This window comes from Mycobacterium sp. NGS11 (assembly GCF_059813315.1).
This window is the reverse complement of the sequence record NZ_JCALEJ010000011.1, coordinates 66,152-84,382: the sequence shown is the minus strand read 5'-3', so window position 1 is coordinate 84,382 and position 18,231 is coordinate 66,152. Positions and strand designations below refer to the sequence as shown.

Below are 18,231 nucleotides of genomic sequence, written 5' to 3'. Positions count from 1 at the left end.
GGTTTTGCCGCTAACCCCGAGAGCTGCTGCAGCACGACGCTGACCAGCGTGAACACGTGAGATCCATTGCTGCCAGCGACAATTCAGGGCAAAAATTTTTCGGAAAACTTTAGGGGGGTGCGTACCCAGCTGGTGGGAAGTGTGGCCTGGCGTCCGTTTCGCGCGGCCACCCCACCCCCCGGGTTCGCCGAACTCAGCGCTATGGAGAAGCGACGGCGAAGAGGTGCCACTCGCCTGGTACGCCTTTAAGTTGGTGTGCGCCGCGCTCCTCGAACTCCAGTCCTGAGCCGATCACCAGGTCGTGCAGCGTGCTGGACACCAGCACGTCGTTCGGCCCTGCCAGGGCGCTCACCCGCGCTCCGATGTGTACGCCGATGCCGCCGATGTCGTCGCCGCGGACCTCGCACTCGCCGGTGTGCAAACCCGCCCGCACCTGGATGCTCAACGCTTGCACCGCGTCTCGGATCGCCATCGCGCAGCGAATTGCCCGCTGCGGGCCGTCGAACATCGCCAGGAAGCCGTCGCCTGAAGTGTTGACCTCGCGGCCCCGAAAACGGGCCAGCTGCGAGCGGACGATGGCGTCGTGTGCGTCGAGCAAGGCGTGCCAGTCGCGGTCACCGATCTCCGCCGCCCGCCGTGTTGAGTCCACGATGTCGGTGAACAGCACCGTGGCGAGGACCCGATCATCGGCCACGTCGGGTTGCTCGCCGGTGAGGAACTCGGCGATCACCTGGAACGAATCGCGCCACGGCTCCACGAAGTGCCAGGTGTTGCGACCCGACAGCTCAACGTACTTCGCGTCCGGAATGTGGTCTGCGACGTACTTGCCGCTCGCGGGCACGACGAACGGGTCGTCGGCGTGGTGGACGACCAGGGTCGGCACTCGGACTGTCGGCAGGACCGGCCGCACGTCCTGTCGAGCTGCGAGAGGCAACGTCACAGCGAGGGTCCGTGGGCTCGCCGCCAGGCGTTCGTGTCGCGCCAAGGTCGCCCGGATCTCCTCGTTCCACGGCATGTCCGGATTCAAGACATGCTGCATCTCACCCGTCCCCCCACAAGGCGACCCAGGTAGCGAGCACGTCTTCGAGATCGGCAATCCCCGACGGATTTGCACTGCCTTCAAGCACGACCAGCGCGGCTGTGCGGCACGGATGCGTCGCGGCGAACAGTGCCGCTGCCGAGAGCGCGCCAGGAATCGCGAGGAGGATGGCTTCGTGACTTCCGAGATCGTCAAGCGCCGCGGTGATGCTGTCGGCCCATTGCTCCAACGTCGGTAGCGCGCCCGGTTCGACGGGATCTGACGCTCCCGAGCCCGGCTGGTCGAAGAAGATCAGCCGTCCAAGCGAGGTCATCGCCTCAACCCACCCTTGAAGCGACGGCAGCTCAGGGAAGAGTTCGCAGCACGTGAACCAGTGCGGGACGAACACGATGTCGCGAGCGCCAGGGGGCGAGGCGCGGTAAGCGACGCGCAAGTCCCCGTTCATCGCGTAGCGCGTCTCCGAGAACATTGCGAAAGTGTAAGCCGAGGAGCGGGTCGGTAGACCCGTCACGGGCAAACCGCGCGGTCGTCTTCCCGTCTGATCGCCCGTGACCGGGGGAGGCCAATGGTGGCCACGACCAATACCCCGGCCACGGGAGTCTGTTGGGTGGTCCCGTTGGACGGGAAACAGCCCTGAATGTATTGGCACGCCCCAGCATTCGGTTTTACGCGCCGCAACACTGTCCCCCGTCCAACGGAAGTTTGGCCCGCGCGGGGCACCGAGAGCTACACCCGACTTTTTTCCGTTAAGCCCCGCGCGGGAGTTCTTCTAGGCCTGGAGCATCCGAAAGCCGGAGTCGTTGATGCTGTCGGCTCCCCAGCGCGCCCAGAGCAGCATCCCGCGCTGGCCCGTGGGTCGCCGGTTGCTGCCGAACAGATGCGGCACCAGCTCGACGCTGCTTCCCACACGCTTGGAAATCAGGTAGTTGCTGAAGTCGCCGTAGACCAGCAGGTTTTTGCCGGCCGCCACGGTGTTGTCCATGACGGAGGCTTCGTGGACCGGCCCCACAGGCTGGGGTGCGCAGCGCGCAGCTCCGGAAAGAGCAAGCTACCGTTACCAGTTCCATCTGGCGCAACGTATTCCAAGTCGCCAGGTTGCCGATCCAGCGTGCGTTGGCCTGCCCGCGAGGGCCGAGCGCATTTTGCAGCGCGTACACGTCGGACGCCGTAAGGGTTCCCGCCGCTCCCGTCGAGACCACTGAACTGCCGCCGGCCAGCGCGGTGACGATGCCGGTGGGCTCGCCCGTACCGCTACCTGTGGTCAACGACGTGTTCAGGAGCTGAAGCGCGCCATCAGCCAGAAGCTTGCCGATCTCACTGACAAGTGCGACCGCATTGCCCTGCAGCTCAACCGAAAATGGCGCGAATACCTGCAATTTAAAGCAAGGAACCTCCGGCTCGCCCAACGCCGGACTGTCGTCCGATACTTCGCTGGCCTCCGCGGCCCACGAAGCTTGGACGCCAGCGGACGAGACCCCATGCCAGGCGTCGGTGTAGGTGGTGACCACCCGGCTGATCTCCAGCAGATCAGTCCTGTGACTCCAATGCCTTTCGACTTGTCCTCCGCCAGCTTCCTTCGCGAAGCAGTTTAGGAAATATTGCACACGCGTCCAGTGACGGCGATAACATCCGATAATCGGGCGGCAATTTCGGGAGGGTAATCACTACCAGTCGGAAAGGCGTGATCCATGAACACCAAGAAAATACTGAAAGCTGTTGCAGCGGCTGCAGTGCTGACCGGTGTGATGTTGGGATCGTCGGGTTGCATAACGATCGACCTCGCACCAGCCCCGGTCAGAACACTTTAGTCGGCTCGCCTCGGCACTGGGGATGTCCTTTGCCGCTCACAGGCGGCGTCAAAGGCATCCTCAGGGGCCGACCGGTCGAACATCTTGGGCACCAGTGCACAACCCAGACGCAAAGAAGCTGTGAGAACCCTCCGGCGCGGGCGCTCAGTTGCGTACTGTGCGGTTTATGACCGGCCCGCTGATCTACTACAAGTCCTGTTCCATCGGGGGCATGTACTTTCGTGAATGCCTGACGTGCGGCGCCATTGTCAAGAACGAAGGCCTCCACACCCTCTATCACGAGCAGCAGACCAGCCCCCAGCGATGTCCTAAATGCGGGCTACTCGACATCGGCCGCCATATCTGCCCCGAACAGGGCTGACTGTCATGTCGCGGAACAATCTGCTCGCGGCCACCGGTGTCAGCGGCCGAATCAGATTGCGGCGGCACCAGTTATCTCGTTTGCAATTGCGAGGCACTCCAGACGCGGAAACATCGAGGCTGCGCTTCAGCGCATCTTCCTCGGACGCGTGCGGACGTAGACATGCACGCGGGCGGCTGGCAGCGAAACCGAAAAGCAGAGCCGGTTGCACGACACGGCCACCGCTGGTGACCATTAGTGCCGAGACGAAGGGAACCGCCCATGAGGAAGTACGTAATCGCCCCCATCGCCTGCTGTGCGGTCGCCGTCGGCATACCTGGCCACGCAAGCGCGTCACCGAACGATGACAGCTTCCTCGTCGCCCTGCGTGACAACAACGTCGTGGTTCCGCTGTCCGTAGACCCGATTCAGACTGCGCAGACCGTCTGCACGGACCGGAAGAATGGGCAGCCAACCGACGCGATTGCCCGGACAGACCGCGTCGCGCAATTTACTAATGCCGCCGCGTTCGTGGACCTGGCAATCGAGTACTACTGCCCGCAGTACCCGTCATGACCGGCGGCGCGATGATCATTCACGCTCAAATCCGCTGAGGGTGAATGAATCTCGCGGCGCGAGCGTCCGGAGACGAGAAATCTCTGTGGGGATGTTTCCGCAAAGCTGCGCGGCGGGTAGGCAGTGTTCAGGCAACGCGGCGGGGCTAGCACTGTGGCGATGCTAGCTCTCGGTGGTCAATAAAGCGGCCGCCGAGGGCGCTCCACCTTCAGCGCCGGTCAGGCGGCAGTCCTGCGAGCAACGAGATGCTTTCCGTGCGTCAGTACTCGAGGCCGTAGCCGCCGCGCAAGTCCTTGTGCGCGGCCTCTAGGGTGCGGTCGCATAGGCCCACGAGTGCGTCGAGGTCCAGATCCGATTCCCTGCCCAACCTGTCCAGCCACACCGTCTCCACTTTCCTCAGCTCGGACCACTTCAGTTCGCCCTCGTAGTACACGGTGACGTCTTCCTGTGGGGCGGGGCACGCGGTGGTCTGCGCCAATTGTCGCTTGCACGAATCCAATTGGGTCAGCGAATAGCCGTGTTCGCGGAACTGACGGTCCCACTCGTCGAGCAGGAGACTCACCATGTCGCGCACCGGCGGCGCGGCATAGACCATCAGCTCGGCTACGCCGTCGTCGAGGCCCAGCCGCATGCGGAAGTCATAGAGTTCCCGGATGGCCTCGGCGCGCCGCTGGCTGGCGATCTCCTCGGCGGTGCCGGCACCCTCGTACTGGGCTGCGCGCTTGACGTAAATGGTCGCCGAGATCAGCGACTTCAACACGGCCTTCTTGTCATCGGCCGCCCGCTTCTCGAAGTCGAGGACACGTTCGTGGCGGCGGTCCTCCGCCTTGTTCCTGGCGTCGATGCGCTTGGTCCAGATCGCGACGGCGGCGCTCGAGATCACCGAGGCGAGAGGTACGAGCGCATTGGCCACTAACGTCGTCCAGTTCATCTGTCGGCCCTTACCCGCAGTACCCAGGAGGCGGCGCCGGGGCGCCACGCGGTGCGCTGTCCTGATTACACAGCCCTGACTCCGAGTGTGGATGTTGGGCCGCGGTGGGGTTTGGTCCCGTGGGATTTGGCGGGGCGGGGTCTGCGTTGGCGGTGACCGCGGCGAGCATCATGACCGCCATTCCCAACCCAGATGCGAGAACGGTTCTGGCGGCCAATTTCATCAGTTTGGACTCGGTGTTGCGGTCGAGGTGATCGGTCGGGCTCATGATGTTCCTTTTTGTGGAGGCAGCCCCCGGTGGGCCGCCCGGCAGGTAGGACCGTCCCGCCGATCGGACAGTTCTCCGGCAACGCTTTCCGCGCATCGCACAGGGCGGAGCCGGAATTCCGTGTGGCAGTGGGGTGGGCCCAAACCTAGATCGAGGCTATTCGGCAGGCCACAAGGTATGTCGCGTTTTGTCGAAATGATCGGCCAGCGCATGACGGCTCCGTCATGTGTCGCCGTAATCAGATGGTGGCGACGTACCCGCCGTCGATCCGGTAGTCGGATCCGGTGATATTCCCGGCGCGGCCGCTCGCCAGGAACAACACGAGGTCTGCGACTTCTTCGGGAGAGGTGAACCGTCCCGTCGGTGCGCTGCTGGCGAGTTCCGACCTGATCTCGTCGGCCGTCTGACCTTTCATCGCGGCGAACTCATCGGCCATCCCGCCCCGCTGCGTCCACTTGCCGGTCGACACTGCACCCGGACTGACCGAATTGACGCGAATGTTCTTTGGTGCCAAGTCTTTTGACAATGCCTTGGCGAAATTGGCGACGGCCGCCTTGGCGGCGCAGTAGTCGTAGGTGTTGGGGCCGGGGGCATAGGCGCTGATCGAGCTGACGATGACGATGGAACCTCCGCCACGCCGCTCGATCTCAGGCAGCGCCGCGCGCGTCGGGCGCACCACGCCCATCAGGTTCAGCTCCCAGGACTTCCGCCATTCGTCGTCGGAAATGCCGGCGAGTCCGCCGGGGCGAACCGTGGCGCCGCCGACGTTGTTGATCAACACGTCGATCCCGCCGCGGCAGGCAGCGGCGGCGATCAATTCTTCGGCGGCACCGGGCTGAGTAAGGTCCACCGACACATACGACACCTGCCCGCTCTCCTCGAGCAGGGGCAGCTGCTTGCCAGGCGTGCGTGACCCGGCTACCACATGCGCGCCAGCGTCGACGAGGGCTTTGGTGACCGCGAGTCCGATCCCCTTGCTGGCCCCGGTGACGACGGCGATCTTGCCCGACAGATGCAGCTCCATGTGCGCTCCTTCATCCGCCGTGCCGCGCAAGACGCTACTCCGCAGTTACCGCTGGTGGCGGCACTTTGCCGCGCGCACGCTGGCGGCGGTTCGACGAGCCGAGTCCAGAAACGGCTTTGTTCGACACAGGCCGGCCGAATTCAGATCTTCCGCCGTGAGCCCTTCGACGGCGGCCGCCTTATCGTCCGGTGCGAACGGCGGGGCAGTCGCCGCGCCAACAGGCTGGGTTGCGTCTGATTTCCTCGTTGCGGACCAACACCACTAAGGCCACCCCGAAGAGCACCAGCAGGGGCACGAACACCAGTGGGTACGCGGAGACCACGGCTAAGCCGACGAGCGTGGCCGGCACCACCGACAACATCACGGTCGTCGGACCCTGATCGCGCCGATCGACGCTCCGCGCGATCCGCACGAGGGCCGCGAAGGTCGCAGCGGCCCATGGATGCTGGTCCGACCACCTACCGTACGAGCGATGGGTCTTTAGGCCGCAACCCGTGCAGATTTGCCCGTTCACCCGCTCATGGTGCCACCGGGCCGGCAGATCTGCACCCCCGCAGCGAGACTCCTCGGGGACGGTGACAGTTTCGATGACACCCGACCGCGCGGAGGCGAGTCAAAGCCTTTGTGCCACTGACGAATAGGCGATGCAACCCCACGTCATAACGGCGCGCGAATCTCGGCTCTCGAGCCGCCGGCAAAAGCCCCTTTCGGCGGTTTGGTCAATATTGCACACGTGTCCAAAGACCGCGATAGCATCAGCTGGCCGACGGTATTTATTGCCACGGTTGTTCCTACCCGCAGAAAGGCGAACCGATGAGCGCAAGCAAGAAGAAGATGCTGAAAGCTGCCGCAGCCGTCGCGGTGCTGACGGGTGTGATGCTGGGGGCGTCAGGTTGCATAACGATCGACCTCGGAGCACCAACCTCGGCCATGGAGAAATAACCCGGCCGACCAAGCGGCTGCGGCTCGCGAGTTAACGAGCTATATCCGACGACGCCGTCGAGGCATTTGTCGGCGCGGTCGCGGGCGGAACGCGTCCTTGACCTTTTCACCCGCGTCTCTGAGGTGAGCAGCCCGCTGATCGGCTCTCCCCTCGGCCTCCAACCTCGGGTCGTTGATCGCCCGGCCGAACGCCGCCTTCAGCTTTCCCGTGACCTGGTTTACCTTGTTCCGGGCCTTATTCGCACCGCTCACCAGCGTTACCTTCTCTTCCGGTTTCCGAATTTTGCGCCAAGAAAGCGGCTACCCCTTTTCGTCGCGATCCACTCCGCCAGGCAACTGTGGACGAGACCGGAAGCCCAGCGTCGAGCTGGCCGCCGCCGTCCCACATAAAGCGGGCGCGCTGCATGCACTGGCTTGATCGCAGAAGGCGTCTAAGCCAATCAGCCTGATTGGTCTATGACGGCAAATTTCAGCCACAGGTGCTTCTTCACCGCGCGTATGTGAGCTAACGCAACGACGACCAAACTACTCGATGCACCACCCAAAACCCCCATGAGCAGTGCCATCAACACTTTATGATGGGGGGCGAGTTCCCATCGTTGGAGAATTGGTGCTGCCAATCCTTCGTAGATCCCGACCAATATTGCGAACGATACGACCGGCATTTTGAACAACAGCAACCGTTGCTGCGCGGTGATCAGTTGGATGCCTAGCTTCGGCAAAGCTTTTATCGACGATGAATAAGCAGCACCCGTCAGCAGGATGCTGCCCGCCGCCGAAACGAACCCAAAAAGTATCAGATTCACGACCATCGGGAAGGTCAGAAACCCAGCGATGCACAGCTGTATCCAGAAGATGATCGCTAGTAGAACGCCACCCCAGATCCCAACAATGAACGGGTGGAGCACGCGCACTACAACCGCGTCATCGAGCCGGATCCTCACTCGGGGAAAGACGATCCAGTTCAATAACAAACAAACTACCGAGGCTCCGACGAACCCTATGACCAACCCGTAGATACCGATGATAAGCATTTTGTTGGCGAAGGCCACGAACTGCTCGGCAACCGTCGCAGTGCGAGAAGCTCGGCCCACCCTGGGCCCGCCCTGTGAGAACACAGATAACAGCGGAACCGTGATGCCTTCGAGAATTGCGAATAGCCAAACTAAATGCCAGGACAAGTTCACGTCGGCTTTTATGTAGTCCCCCGCGCCTAATGCGCGCCGCTTGGCGCCAGTCGCGTTCATCGGCCATGCCCTTCACTTGCAGGTGTCGGCACTTATAGCTATGGCCCAGATATTATCGCTTTAACCCGGCGGACGGACTACTTCAGCCGTGTTTGTCCCTAGCCGCGAAACGCGGATTCACTGAGAAATCCGGGCCAAGGTTTCAGTCGGTGGTGTGGACGATCAACACGTCGGTCTTGACCTTGCGGGAGACTTCGGAAGGAACCGAGCCAAGCAGTCGCCCGGCGACGCTACTGAGTCCGACATTGCCGATGACCAGCAGGTCGGCATCGACCTCGTTGACCAGCTGCACCAGCGCGTGGACGGGGGCACCGACGACCGACTTCTCCTCCACGTCCTTGGCCCCGGCTTGGTGCGCCCGCTCCCTGGCGTTCTGCAGGATCGTGTAGAAGGGCGCCTCCCCCACCGTCCGGTAGTCCTGGCCGTGGTCGCTTCCCGGCGGGATGGCGTAGCGGCCCTTCTCCTCGGGGACGGGTAGATGCGCGGTGACAACGACCAATTTCGCGCCGTGATCCGCCGCGATAGCGCCTGCGCGGTCCACCGCGCGCAGCGACGAGTCCGAGCCATCGGTGCCGACCACCACGGTCTGATAGGCGCTCATTTCCCGCCCAGTGTAAAGGCCACAGCCGCACCTGAGAGGCAAAACCGAATTGTTCGCGGCCGTCGCATGAACCGAAACAGCCCGTGCCCGATCCGCCCGCCTTCCCAGATGCGCTATCTTCGCGCAGTGACCAGGCCTGCGCACATGGGCGCCCTCGCAGCAACGCTGGCGGTGACAGCGTGTTTGACCGCGCCCCACGGAACCGCCGACCCCACGCCTCAACAGGCGCCTTTCCCCACCGGAAAAGCCGGTACCACCATCCACGTCACGGAGTACAGCACCGCGACCGCCGACGTCACGCTCAACAACGCGACGTGGGTCTCGTCCGGCTGTTACGGCGGCGGGGGTTGCAACGTCATCGAACTCACCATCGCCGGCAAGTCCGACACCCCGTTCCGGTACGCCCAGACCACCGTGACCGCTGCCTCCTCTCCGTGGCGGCAGGACCCGAACCGGGATACCGAGGGCGGCTCGTCCCTGATCGATTACCAGCAGATCAACAAGATGCCACCGCTGCGCACCGGCAGCGTCACCAACGGCCAAACCGCCCACGGGTTCATCGCCTACGCAGGCAGCATCAACCAGGGCGACGTTTACATCGAGTTCAACGATCCCGATGCACCGGCGGCACCCACCCCATTAGCGGGCTGGAAAGTCCACACCTGAGCGCAGCCACGATCGCGAGCGCGATTCCCTGACATCAGACACGTTGCGCTGCAAGGGAACACGTCGAGACTGGTTGCCAACCCCGTGAGCCGCGTTCCCGAAGGGGCCGACTCACACGCGCTCGGCCCTCATCTCCATGTCGATCGTCCCTTGGCACGCGCCGCTGAGGATGTCGGTGTGCATGATGCCGGCGAGCGACCCGTCGGGTTGGGGCGTGTAGCGCACCGCGGCCCGGGCGGGATTCCATTGGATCGTGGTATCGGGCATCATGCAGTCCCATTGAAAATCGTTGACCTGCGACCAAGACTTTCCGTCCCAGGTGAACTGAACGGGCTGCGGAACCGTCGGGTTAGTGGGCGGAGGGCCACTGACGATGGTGGCGACGCACTTCCCGTCGCTGCAGCTCGAGCGGAAACCGTAGGTCTCGGTGTGCTGGGTTTCCGGGTCGCCGACCGCCATGCTCGTCCCGGCCTTGGGGCCGACCATGAACGTGATTGCGTACTGCCCGTTCCAGGACGGATTGTCGGCGAAGGCAGCCGGGGGAAGCGACAGGGCAATCGCGAGCGCCGCGGCGGATAAACCTGCGAAGCCCTTCAGGCGGTGTGGGGTCATGATTCCTCCTCCGGGGCCGATCCGATTGTCGTATGCGGGACCGTCGCCGACAAGGTCTTTGCCGATTGCGACCGAGAGATCGAAAGGCCGTCTTACCAGCCCCACTCGTCGTCTTCGAGGACATCCACGGTCAAAGCGTTGTCGGCGGGCCCCTTCGTCCCGTAGGTGAAGGTGAGCAGGGTGCGGTCGTCGTCAAGGGGTTCGGTCGCGATGACGGTAGCGTGCCCGACCTTCATGCGGATCCGGTCTCCCGGCTTCAACTCGTCAACACGTTTGAGGGCCACGCTCAATCCATCAGTGCGTTGCGGCGCCGCGGTCCCCCGCAAAAACGTTGGAGGGCAGTGACTCTCACGGCACCTTGCGCGGTGTCGTTGGTGGTTTTCGGCGGTTCGCCGATCAAAGTCGGGGAGCTCACGGTCGAGCAGTCAGCGGCATAGCGGCATCGGGCTGAGGTGGCCGCCAGTGCCGGAATGATCGCAGATGACTCTCTTCATCGCCAGGTCATTATCTTTCACCGCGACCCTCTCGGGGGTAAGAACGCCGAGGCGCCGTCAGATGTAGTGCGCCCGGGGAAGGTTACCAATGGGTCCCGACGGGCGCGCTGGGCCGCCGCGCCCAGGCACGTGGACCGGCCGTGTCGCGTGGCGCGGCGGCCGGAGCAAGATGTGAGACGTGAGTTGGACGAGGTATACGGGCAGAGCGCTCGCAGATGACACCCTGGACGGCGACGCGCTGCATGCCGAGCTCGAAGACGGCATCCGCGTGGGCAATCCGCATCTGACGGATGTTCGGCTCGAGCGGGCCACCGCGACCGAAGCTTTCGACGCGCGCCGACGCTGGTATGAAGTCACCTACCTGGCCGAAGACCCGGAAGGGTAGCCCGCAGGAGCAGCGGTGCGGTCAACCATTGGCGTTGTCGTCGGGCTGACCCCTCAGGCCGGCACTCAGCGTCCGACAAGAGGACAGGCGATTCGACTATTGTCGATTCACGTCGTCCTTGACCGAACGCCGATCGGCCGCGCAGAGAACGGAGGCCCCGAGTCCGATGAAGGTTGGTTCCGGGAAGTGGCCGACCGTCTGCGCGATCGTCCTGTCCACCGCCGCGCTGGCCTCCGCGGCGCCGGCGGCAGCGGATGATACCGACGACGCGTTCATCGCGGGCCTGTCGAGGGGCGGAATCATCATGCCCGACAACGATGATGCTATTGCGATAGCCCACACGGTGTGCACCAGCATCGCCAACAACCCGAACGCATCGGTGCCGGCGATTCAGCTGGCCAGGCAAACGGACCTTTCCGTCAAGCAGTCCGCCTACTTCGTCGGCCTGTCGATAGCGACCTATTGCCCGGAATACAAGGACGATATCGATCCCTCCGTGACCTGGCTGCTGCCGTTGCCGCCGCTCATGTGATCGGGGGCCGTTGCAGCACAATGGGTTTCGCGGTGCTCAGCGCTGCACCGCCCGTGCGGGACCGTTCTCATACGCGCTGGTCAACCAGAACACCGCGCGTTCGATACCCGGCACGATCTCGGTGACGTCGATCTCCCCCTGCGTGAATCGGGTAAGGAACCCGTAGACCACGCCGGTGAGGATGAGCTCGAGATCCTTGGCGAAGCCCGGCTCCGCTTGTGCCAGTACGGCTTTGACGACGGGAACGACCGCGTCGACGCCACGCTGAATGAGGCGCCTTCCGCCGGGGCCGGATCGTGCCTGGAAATAGGAGCGCAGCATCAACGGATGTTGCTCCCACGGCTCGAAGATGGTCCGCATCACGTGCATCAGGTCCACGTAGATCGACTCGCCGGGCAAATCGTCGATCAGCGCCGGCAGGCGCGCATAGCGTTTGGCATCCATCCACCCGTCCAGGGCGGCGACAATGAGCTCGTCACGAGTGGGGTATCGCTTGTAGATGGTCGCCAGAGAGACCCGGGCCCGTCGGGCAACCTCGCGCAGCTGCACCGCCTCATAGCCCTCGCTGTCGAGCATCTCGACCACGATCTCCAGGATCGGATCGGCTCGCCGCCCGGAAGCGTCGCCCAGCGCAACCACGCGTGCCCCTTTTGCCGTCACGGTAACCATGTTACTGTGCGGTGGCGAGTAACGGCGTTACTCGGGCGCGATCTGCGCGGACGAAACGAAGGAACGAGGACCGCTCCGTGGGTTCACTAGACGGCAAAGTCGCCTTCATCACCGGAGTGGCGCGCGGCCAGGGCCGCAGCCATGCGGTGCGACTCGCGCGGGAAGGCGCCAACATCATCGGCATCGACATCTGCGCGGACATCCCCGCCAACGGCTATCCGATGGCCTCGCATCAGGAGTTGGACGAGACCGTTGCGCTGGTCGAAGAGGCGGGCGGCAAGATGCTGGGCACGGTGGCCGACGTCCGCGACTTCGAGCAAGTCAAAGCCGCAGTGGATGCCGGCGTGGAGCACTTCGGGCGCCTCGACATCGTGCTGGCCAACGCGGGAATCGCACCGCTGGCGTTTCGGCAGTTGAGCATCGAGGAGGAACTCGCCCAGTGGCGGGCGGTCACCGGCGTCAATCTCGACGGGGCGTATCACACGGCGTGGGCGGCGGTCCCGCATCTGCTGTCCGGTAACCGCGGCGGGGTCATCATCTTCACCAGCTCGACCGCCGGCATCAAGGGCTTCGGAGGTCTGCAGGGCGGCGGCCTGGGCTACGCGGCATCGAAACACGGGATCGTCGGGTTGATGCGCACCCTGGCCAATGCCCTTGCACCGCTGAGCATTCGGGTGAATACGGTGCATCCGACCGCCGTCAACACGATGATGGCGACCAACGACGACATGACTGAATTCCTGGAACACAACCCTGGTGCGGGTCCCCACCTGCAAAACCCGATGCCCGTCGGCATGCTGGAACCCGAAGACGTCAGCGCCGCCATCGCCTACCTCGTCTCCGACGAGGCGAAGTACGTCACCGGCGTGACCTTCCCCGTCGACGCCGGCTTCTGCAACAAGGTCTGACACAGCGATGACGACCAACAACGCAGCGGGCCGCGTCGCGGGCAAGCGGGTCTTGATCACCGGGGCCGCACGCGGCATGGGACGGTCGCACGCGGTGCGCCTCGCCGAGGAAGGCGCCGACTGCGTCCTGATCGATATCTGCTCCACGCCAGAGGGTTTGGAGTATCCACTGGCCACCGAAGACGACCTGCACGAGACCGCGCAACTGGTCGAGAAACACGGCCGCCGCGCGATCACCCGCATCGTCGACGTGCGTGACGAGGCCGCCATGAAGGCGGCGGTCGACGCGGCCGCCGCCGAACTCGGCGGGCTCGACGGAGCGGTCGCCAACGCCGGCGTGCTCACCGTCGGCACGTGGGACACCACCACCGCCGAGCAGTGGCGGCTGGTCCTCGACGTCAACCTCATCGGCGCCTGGAACACCTGCGCGGCCGCGCTGCCCCACCTGGTCGCGCAGGGCGGCGGGAGCCTGGTCAACATCAGCTCCTCGGCCGGCATCAAGGGCACACCGCTGCATGTGCCCTATACGGCATCCAAGCACGGTATCGTCGGCATGACGCTGGCCCTGGCCAATGAGCTTGCCGCGCAGAACATTCGCGTCAACACCGTGCACCCCACCGGGGTGGCCACCGGAATGGCTCCGCCGAACATGCACACGCTGATCGCCGAGCAGCGACCCGACCTGGTGCCCATCTTCCTCAACGCCCTGCCCGCACCGTTGATCGAAGCGTCCGACGTCAGCAACGCGGTGCTGTACCTGATCTCCGATGAATCTCGTTACGTCACAGGACTCGAACTGAAGGTCGACGCCGGTGTCACCATCAGATAAGGCTCCAACGCGCGACAGCGCGCGACGTGAACGCGGGCTGCGCACCTTCGCCGAGGTGATGACGATCGACCCGCCGGATGGCGACACTCCGTGCGCGGGCGGGCTGATCGATTTCGTCTTCGGTGAGGTGTGGCCGCGCCCGGGGCTCAGCCGCCGCGACCGACGGTTCGTGACCCTGGCCTGCGTCGCGGCCGCCGACGCGCAGGCGCCCCTCGAGCAGCACGTCTACGCCGCACTCAACAGCGGTGACCTCACCATCACCGAAATGCGGGAAACCGTCTTGCATTTCGCCGTCTACGCGGGCTGGCCGAAGGCGTCGCGGTTCAATATCGCGGTGGATGTGGAATGGGCCAAGATCGCCGAGGCGCGCGGCGAGCCGCCCCCTCCCCCGGAGCCGTTGCTACCGCTGCCCACCGCCAGCGATCCCGAGCAACGGCTCAAAGGCGGCGAGGAGTCATTCAAGGAGATCAACTGCCTACCGTTCGCGCCGACGCGCGACAACCCGTATTCGGGAGCGGGCATTTTGAACTTCGTCTTCGGCGAGATGTGGCTGCGACCCGGCTTGGGAATGAAGGAACGCCGTCTCATCACCGTCGCCTGCGTCGCCTTCCAGGATGCCGAAATCCCGATCGCGTCCCATGTTTACGCGGCACTCAAGAGTGGCGACGTCTCGTTCGAGGAGATGGACGAACTCGCCCTGCAGTTCGCCGCGTACTACGGCTGCGCCAAGGCCGACTACCTCAACCAGATGATCGCCGAACAGAAACAACGGGTAACGGCCGAGCTGATCAAGGGCGCCTGAACCGCGAGTGCGGCATGCTGGCGGTATGCATGTCATCAATGGAGTTCGTGACCCGGCTGCAAGCTTTCCCCTGGACACCGCAGCCGACGACGCCGGCGAGCGCCGGCAGGCCAACCGCGCCGTCGCCGTCAGCGCCGTCGGGCTGGCGCTGACCGGACTGGTCGAGTTGGTCATCGCGCTGCTGTCCGGCTCGGTGGCGCTGCTGGGCGATGCGCTGCACAACCTGTCGGACGTCTCCACCAGCGCCCTGGTGTTCATCGGCTTCCGCACCTCGCGCAAGCTGCCCACCGAGCGGTACCCCTACGGCTACGAACGCGCCGAAGACCTCGCCGGAATCGGTGTGGCCCTGGTGATCTGGGGCAGCGCCGTTGTCGCCGGCTTCGAGAGCGTCACCAAGCTGCTTCGACACGGCGGCACCGGTTACGTGGGCTGGGGCATCGGCGCGGCGGTCGTGGGCGTGGTCGGCAACCAGCTGGTGGCCCGCTACAAACTGGTGGTGGGCAGGCGAATTCGCTCGGCGACCATGGTGGCCGACGCCAAGCATTCCTGGCTGGACGCGTTGTCGTCGGCAGGCGCGGTGCTCGGACTGGTGGGCGTGGCGCTGGGCTGGGGCTGGGCCGACGCGGTCGCCGGGATCGTCGTCACCGGGTTCATCTGCCATGTCGGCTGGGAGGTGACCGCCGATATCGCGCATCGCCTGCTCGACGGCGTGGACCCCGACGTCATCACCACCGCCGAGGCCGTCGCCGCCTCAGTCCCCGGCGTGACGCACGCGCACGCGCGGGCCAGGTGGACCGGGCGGACCCTGCGCGTCGAGGTCGAAGGCTTCTTGAACGCCGACACTCCGCTGGCGGCCGCCGACCAGATCGGCCGCAGCGTCGCCGCGGCGCTGGCGCCTCGGATTCCGGAAATGCAGAGCTTCACCTGGACGGCGCGGGCCGCCTAGGTGGCCGGACGTCAGCCGCGACGGAACCGCTCCCGCAGCTGCGGGTCGTTCTCCCACCAGAGCGCCGAGGGCGCAGCGCCTTCAGTCTCGGCGTCCTCGGCGCTGTGCGCCTTCGCCTCGGCCTCGTCCAACTCGGCGTCGACGGCGACCGCGTGTGCCCTCTCGTCGCGGGACATCGCGCGCATCAGCAGCAGCACAAACGGCCACCCCACCAGATCCCCGAGGATCCACAGGACGCCGGCGCCGATCGTCTGGTCGAGTCGCGGGTCGGGACCCCAAGACCGTTGTAGCCCTGCATAATACGCCGCACCGATCAACGAGCCCTGCCAGACGACCAGTCCCAGAACGCCGTCACCGAGCGCCTCGGCCACGGTGATCAGCAGCGAGATCGACTGGGGATACCTGCGCGGCACGGGGTCTTCCTGCAGCCGGGCATAGAAGTAGCCAAAGCCTATAGCCACCAACACGATTCGCGTGGGCGCACCGACCCATTCGTCCCGCAGGGCCGCGGTGTACCACGGCGTCAGGTACAGCAACCAGGGCGTGGCGAGCATCGCCATCGAGGTGGTGGCCGGATGCGCGAGCACGCGCGCGAACCGGGTGGCCAACAGCCGATCGATGCGGTCGCGGCCCGCCGGCCCAAGGGCGTCGCGAAAAACGGTGACCGGCTTGGCCTGTGCGATGAAGAACGGCACGACGTAGAGCAGTAACAACACCTGCAGCGCGCGCACCCAGAACAGGACGTAGGCATAGGCACCGAGGGCGCTGATCGTGGCCAGCAGCCACACCAGCATGCCGACACCGAAGCACGCGGGGTTCGCGGCACGCACCGCACTTTGGGTGTCGCGACCGCGCCGGTAGCACCAGGCGTATCCCGCGGTGAGCACCGCGACAAAAGCCGCGGAGACGAGGTCGAAATGCCAGGTCTGAACGGCCGCGTCCCATGTCAGCGGTCCGGGATCGACGCGCACGGCCACCAGCCTATTGCGGCCCGGATTGATTCAGTTGCCTGCGGCGCCGTCCGGCTTCGGACCGCGGTCCTCGCCGGTGACGTACTTCGGGCAGTAATGGGCGGCCGAGAGGTAGGTGAACTTGGCCGCGGCGGCGCCCTGGAAGGCCGGATTCTGGTTGCGCAGATCCGTCACGATCTTCGCGTCGGACTGGCCGTCGTCGAGCATTTCGCACACCGACTTGCCGACGGTGATCGCGTTGCCGCCGTCCTGATACGTGATACCGGCGTCGCGGAGGTCTTTGAGGAAGTCCTGATCGTTGTCGACGTCCGCGTGCGCGGGCACGGCCACGACGATCATGGTTGCGAGGCCGGTCAGCCCGAGGAGAAATCGCATAACGCAGTGATTGTCGCAAAGCCGCCCGGAATCGGCATCTCGGGCGCTACGAGCCGTTCGGCGCGCTCGGCGTGATGACGCTCGGGCAGTACGTGGTGGCGGCAATCGCCGCGAACTGGTTGGCCTTGTCCTGGCTCAGCGCAGTGTTCTTGGACAACAGCGTCTTGACCACGTCGGGCATCGGCGTGCCCTGCCCGACGGTGTCGCACACCCATCTGCCCGCACCCACGGCCTTGCCCGGGTCGGCGAACGTGATGCCTGCCGCCTTCAGCGAAGCGATGAACGAGTCGTCGGTGCTGTCGGCATGCGCCGGTGCGGCCACGCCGATCGCGACGGCCAGACCACACAGCGTCAGCAGTGGCTTCATGACTGACGAATTCTCCCAGAGCGGTCCACTTGCCCGCACCGTTTTGAGCGGCGGATATGGGCAACGACGTCAACCCATGGTTGACTCCAACGGGTGCGTCAACTTAGGGTTGACGACATGTCCGAGCCTGTCCGCATCGCCTATCCGATCCGCCTCGACGAGTTGATCAACGCCATCAAGGCGACCCGCCCGGACGTACTGGATCAACTCGCCGACGCCGTCCTGGCCGCCGAGCATCTCGGCGAGATCGCCGACCATTTGATCGGCCACTTCGTGGACCAGGCCCGCCGCTCCGGAGCGTCCTGGACCGACATCGGGAAGAGCATGGGCGTCACCAAGCAGGCCGCCCAGAAGCGATTCGTGCCCCGCGCCGAGCCCGCCGCCCTTGATCTCGAACAGGGCTTCGCGCGCTTCACCCCGCGGGCCCGCGGCGCGGTCGTGGCCGCCCAGAACGCCGCGCACGAAGCGGGCAACAGCGAGATCACCCCCGACCATCTGCTGCTCGGCGTGCTCAGCGACGCGGCCGCCCTTGCGACGGTGCTACTGCGTCTGCAGAACGTCGACACCGAGGCGCTGCGCGCCGCCGCGACCGAGTCGATCGCCGCGCTACGCGTGAATGCCGAACCGCCACAGCTCATTCCATTCAGCGGGCCGGCGCGCAAGGCGCTAGAACTGGCCGTGCGCGAGGCACTTCGGCTGGGCCACAACTACGTCGGCACCGAGCACCAACTGCTGGCGCTGCTGGAGCTCGAGGGCGGGGACGGCCCGCTGCACCTTGGCGGAGTCGACAAAGACCGGGTCGAGGCGGATCTGCTCACGGCGCTGCAATCCCTCGCCGGCGGCGAAAGCGCCGCCCGCGAGGGCTGATCAGTGTGACCGACCGCTCCCTTCCGCGTCCG

At 65.0% G+C, this 18,231-nt stretch carries 23 protein-coding genes and 2 pseudogenes; 11 read left to right on the top strand and 14 right to left on the bottom strand.

The genetic code is table 11. From position 1 onward, the window contains the following. Window positions 1-199: 199 nt before the first annotated feature. From AC5Y4T_RS14880 to AC5Y4T_RS14870, 3 genes and pseudogenes are all read right to left on the bottom strand, one after another. Window positions 200-1,508, bottom strand: a pseudogene (locus AC5Y4T_RS14880) (adenylate/guanylate cyclase domain-containing protein). Between the two features lie 300 nt (window positions 1,509-1,808). After that, window positions 1,809-2,021 (bottom strand): hypothetical protein, encoded by a 213-nt coding sequence (locus AC5Y4T_RS14875; protein ID WP_499954135.1) that lies wholly within the window; start codon window positions 2,019-2,021, stop codon window positions 1,809-1,811. 94 nt (window positions 2,022-2,115) lie between these two features. Continuing rightward, window positions 2,116-2,643 (bottom strand): annotated as a pseudogene (locus tag AC5Y4T_RS14870) (phage major capsid protein); the annotation flags it as partial. A gap of 370 nt (window positions 2,644-3,013) precedes the next feature. On the opposite strand from AC5Y4T_RS14870, the gene AC5Y4T_RS14865 reads away from it, so the two are divergent. After that, complete coding sequence (locus AC5Y4T_RS14865; protein WP_499954016.1) at window positions 3,014-3,208, top strand: hypothetical protein; 195 nt, start codon at window positions 3,014-3,016, stop codon at window positions 3,206-3,208. Window positions 3,209-3,469: 261 nt separating this feature from the next. Next, window positions 3,470-3,763 (top strand): DUF732 domain-containing protein, encoded by a 294-nt coding sequence (locus AC5Y4T_RS14860; protein ID WP_499954014.1) that lies wholly within the window; start codon window positions 3,470-3,472, stop codon window positions 3,761-3,763. Between the two features lie 259 nt (window positions 3,764-4,022). Here AC5Y4T_RS14860 and AC5Y4T_RS14855 read toward each other — a convergent pair whose 3' ends face one another. Together AC5Y4T_RS14855 and AC5Y4T_RS14850 are read right to left on the bottom strand one after the other, a co-directional pair. After that, window positions 4,023-4,694, bottom strand: coding sequence for a hypothetical protein (locus AC5Y4T_RS14855; protein WP_499954012.1), 672 nt, complete (start codon window positions 4,692-4,694; stop codon window positions 4,023-4,025). A 506-nt stretch (window positions 4,695-5,200) separates the two neighbouring features. Further along, window positions 5,201-5,986, bottom strand: a complete 786-nt coding sequence (locus AC5Y4T_RS14850; RefSeq protein ID WP_499954010.1) for an oxidoreductase — start codon at window positions 5,984-5,986, stop codon at window positions 5,201-5,203. Between the two features lie 813 nt (window positions 5,987-6,799). Between AC5Y4T_RS14850 and AC5Y4T_RS14845 the strand changes: the two genes are divergently transcribed. Beyond that, a complete protein-coding gene (locus AC5Y4T_RS14845; RefSeq protein ID WP_499919499.1) occupies window positions 6,800-6,928 on the top strand; it encodes a hypothetical protein in 129 nt (42 codons plus the stop codon). Between the two features lie 39 nt (window positions 6,929-6,967). On the opposite strand, the gene AC5Y4T_RS14840 is transcribed toward AC5Y4T_RS14845, so the two are convergent. The 3 genes from AC5Y4T_RS14840 to AC5Y4T_RS14830 all read right to left on the bottom strand — a co-directional run bounded on the left by AC5Y4T_RS14840 (window position 6,968) and on the right by AC5Y4T_RS14830 (window position 8,776). Next, entirely contained in the window at window positions 6,968-7,180 is a 213-nt protein-coding gene (locus tag AC5Y4T_RS14840) for a CsbD family protein (RefSeq protein WP_499954008.1), read from the bottom strand. A gap of 188 nt (window positions 7,181-7,368) precedes the next feature. After that, window positions 7,369-8,175 carry a hypothetical protein gene (locus AC5Y4T_RS14835; RefSeq protein ID WP_499954006.1) on the bottom strand — a complete coding sequence of 269 codons (807 nt, stop codon included), beginning with the start codon at window positions 8,173-8,175 and terminating at the stop codon, window positions 7,369-7,371. Window positions 8,176-8,317: 142 nt separating this feature from the next. Next, window positions 8,318-8,776, bottom strand: a complete 459-nt coding sequence (locus tag AC5Y4T_RS14830; RefSeq protein WP_499954004.1) for a universal stress protein — start codon at window positions 8,774-8,776, stop codon at window positions 8,318-8,320. A 144-nt stretch (window positions 8,777-8,920) separates the two neighbouring features. Between AC5Y4T_RS14830 and AC5Y4T_RS14825 the strand changes: the two genes are divergently transcribed. Next, window positions 8,921-9,442, top strand: a complete 522-nt coding sequence (locus AC5Y4T_RS14825; RefSeq protein WP_499954125.1) for a hypothetical protein — start codon at window positions 8,921-8,923, stop codon at window positions 9,440-9,442. A 111-nt stretch (window positions 9,443-9,553) separates the two neighbouring features. Here the strand turns inward: AC5Y4T_RS14825 and AC5Y4T_RS14820 are convergent, their stop codons facing one another. Together AC5Y4T_RS14820 and AC5Y4T_RS14815 are read right to left on the bottom strand one after the other, a co-directional pair. Continuing rightward, on the bottom strand, window positions 9,554-10,054 hold the full coding sequence (locus AC5Y4T_RS14820) for an Rv2253 family sensor-like surface protein (RefSeq protein WP_499954002.1): 501 nt from the start codon (window positions 10,052-10,054) through the stop codon (window positions 9,554-9,556). Between the two features lie 92 nt (window positions 10,055-10,146). Further along, window positions 10,147-10,338, bottom strand: coding sequence for a hypothetical protein (locus AC5Y4T_RS14815; protein WP_499954000.1), 192 nt, complete (start codon window positions 10,336-10,338; stop codon window positions 10,147-10,149). 388 nt (window positions 10,339-10,726) lie between these two features. Between AC5Y4T_RS14815 and AC5Y4T_RS14810 the strand changes: the two genes are divergently transcribed. Both AC5Y4T_RS14810 and AC5Y4T_RS14805 read left to right on the top strand, forming a co-directional pair. Then, complete coding sequence (locus AC5Y4T_RS14810; RefSeq protein ID WP_499919481.1) at window positions 10,727-10,933, top strand: hypothetical protein; 207 nt, start codon at window positions 10,727-10,729, stop codon at window positions 10,931-10,933. Window positions 10,934-11,099: 166 nt separating this feature from the next. Further along, entirely contained in the window at window positions 11,100-11,465 is a 366-nt protein-coding gene (locus tag AC5Y4T_RS14805; protein WP_499953997.1) for a DUF732 domain-containing protein, read from the top strand. A gap of 36 nt (window positions 11,466-11,501) precedes the next feature. Here the strand turns inward: AC5Y4T_RS14805 and AC5Y4T_RS14800 are convergent, their stop codons facing one another. Beyond that, window positions 11,502-12,095: a TetR/AcrR family transcriptional regulator gene (locus AC5Y4T_RS14800; RefSeq protein ID WP_499954123.1), complete on the bottom strand. Its 594-nt coding sequence runs from the start codon at window positions 12,093-12,095 to the stop codon at window positions 11,502-11,504. 116 nt (window positions 12,096-12,211) lie between these two features. On the opposite strand from AC5Y4T_RS14800, the gene AC5Y4T_RS14795 reads away from it, so the two are divergent. Genes AC5Y4T_RS14795 through AC5Y4T_RS14780 form a run of 4 tightly spaced genes read left to right on the top strand, consistent with a single transcriptional unit; the run spans window position 12,212 to window position 15,619 of the window. Further along, window positions 12,212-13,042 (top strand): mycofactocin-coupled SDR family oxidoreductase, encoded by an 831-nt coding sequence (locus tag AC5Y4T_RS14795; protein ID WP_499949033.1) that lies wholly within the window; start codon window positions 12,212-12,214, stop codon window positions 13,040-13,042. Window positions 13,043-13,049: 7 nt separating this feature from the next. Continuing rightward, a complete protein-coding gene (locus tag AC5Y4T_RS14790; RefSeq protein WP_499953995.1) occupies window positions 13,050-13,871 on the top strand; it encodes a mycofactocin-coupled SDR family oxidoreductase in 822 nt (273 codons plus the stop codon). Further along, window positions 13,855-14,673 (top strand): carboxymuconolactone decarboxylase family protein, encoded by an 819-nt coding sequence (locus AC5Y4T_RS14785; protein ID WP_499953993.1) that lies wholly within the window; start codon window positions 13,855-13,857, stop codon window positions 14,671-14,673. The genes AC5Y4T_RS14790 and AC5Y4T_RS14785 overlap by 17 nt, the downstream gene beginning before the upstream one ends. Before the next feature lie 25 nt (window positions 14,674-14,698). Then, complete coding sequence (locus tag AC5Y4T_RS14780; RefSeq protein WP_499953991.1) at window positions 14,699-15,619, top strand: cation diffusion facilitator family transporter; 921 nt, start codon at window positions 14,699-14,701, stop codon at window positions 15,617-15,619. A gap of 11 nt (window positions 15,620-15,630) precedes the next feature. On the opposite strand, the gene AC5Y4T_RS14775 is transcribed toward AC5Y4T_RS14780, so the two are convergent. The 3 genes from AC5Y4T_RS14775 to AC5Y4T_RS14765 are packed head-to-tail and all read right to left on the bottom strand — an operon-like array spanning window position 15,631 to window position 17,332. After that, window positions 15,631-16,590: a cytochrome c oxidase assembly protein gene (locus AC5Y4T_RS14775; RefSeq protein ID WP_499953989.1), complete on the bottom strand. Its 960-nt coding sequence runs from the start codon at window positions 16,588-16,590 to the stop codon at window positions 15,631-15,633. 30 nt (window positions 16,591-16,620) lie between these two features. Continuing rightward, the gene (locus tag AC5Y4T_RS14770) at window positions 16,621-16,965 is read right to left on the bottom strand and encodes a DUF732 domain-containing protein (protein ID WP_499953986.1); all 345 of its coding nucleotides are present in this window, start codon (window positions 16,963-16,965) and stop codon (window positions 16,621-16,623) included. A 46-nt stretch (window positions 16,966-17,011) separates the two neighbouring features. Next, window positions 17,012-17,332, bottom strand: a complete 321-nt coding sequence (locus AC5Y4T_RS14765) for a DUF732 domain-containing protein (protein ID WP_499953984.1) — start codon at window positions 17,330-17,332, stop codon at window positions 17,012-17,014. A gap of 117 nt (window positions 17,333-17,449) precedes the next feature. Between AC5Y4T_RS14765 and AC5Y4T_RS14760 the strand changes: the two genes are divergently transcribed. Further along, the gene (locus tag AC5Y4T_RS14760; protein WP_499949042.1) at window positions 17,450-18,199 is read left to right on the top strand and encodes a Clp protease N-terminal domain-containing protein; all 750 of its coding nucleotides are present in this window, start codon (window positions 17,450-17,452) and stop codon (window positions 18,197-18,199) included. Window positions 18,200-18,231: the final 32 nt, after the last annotated feature.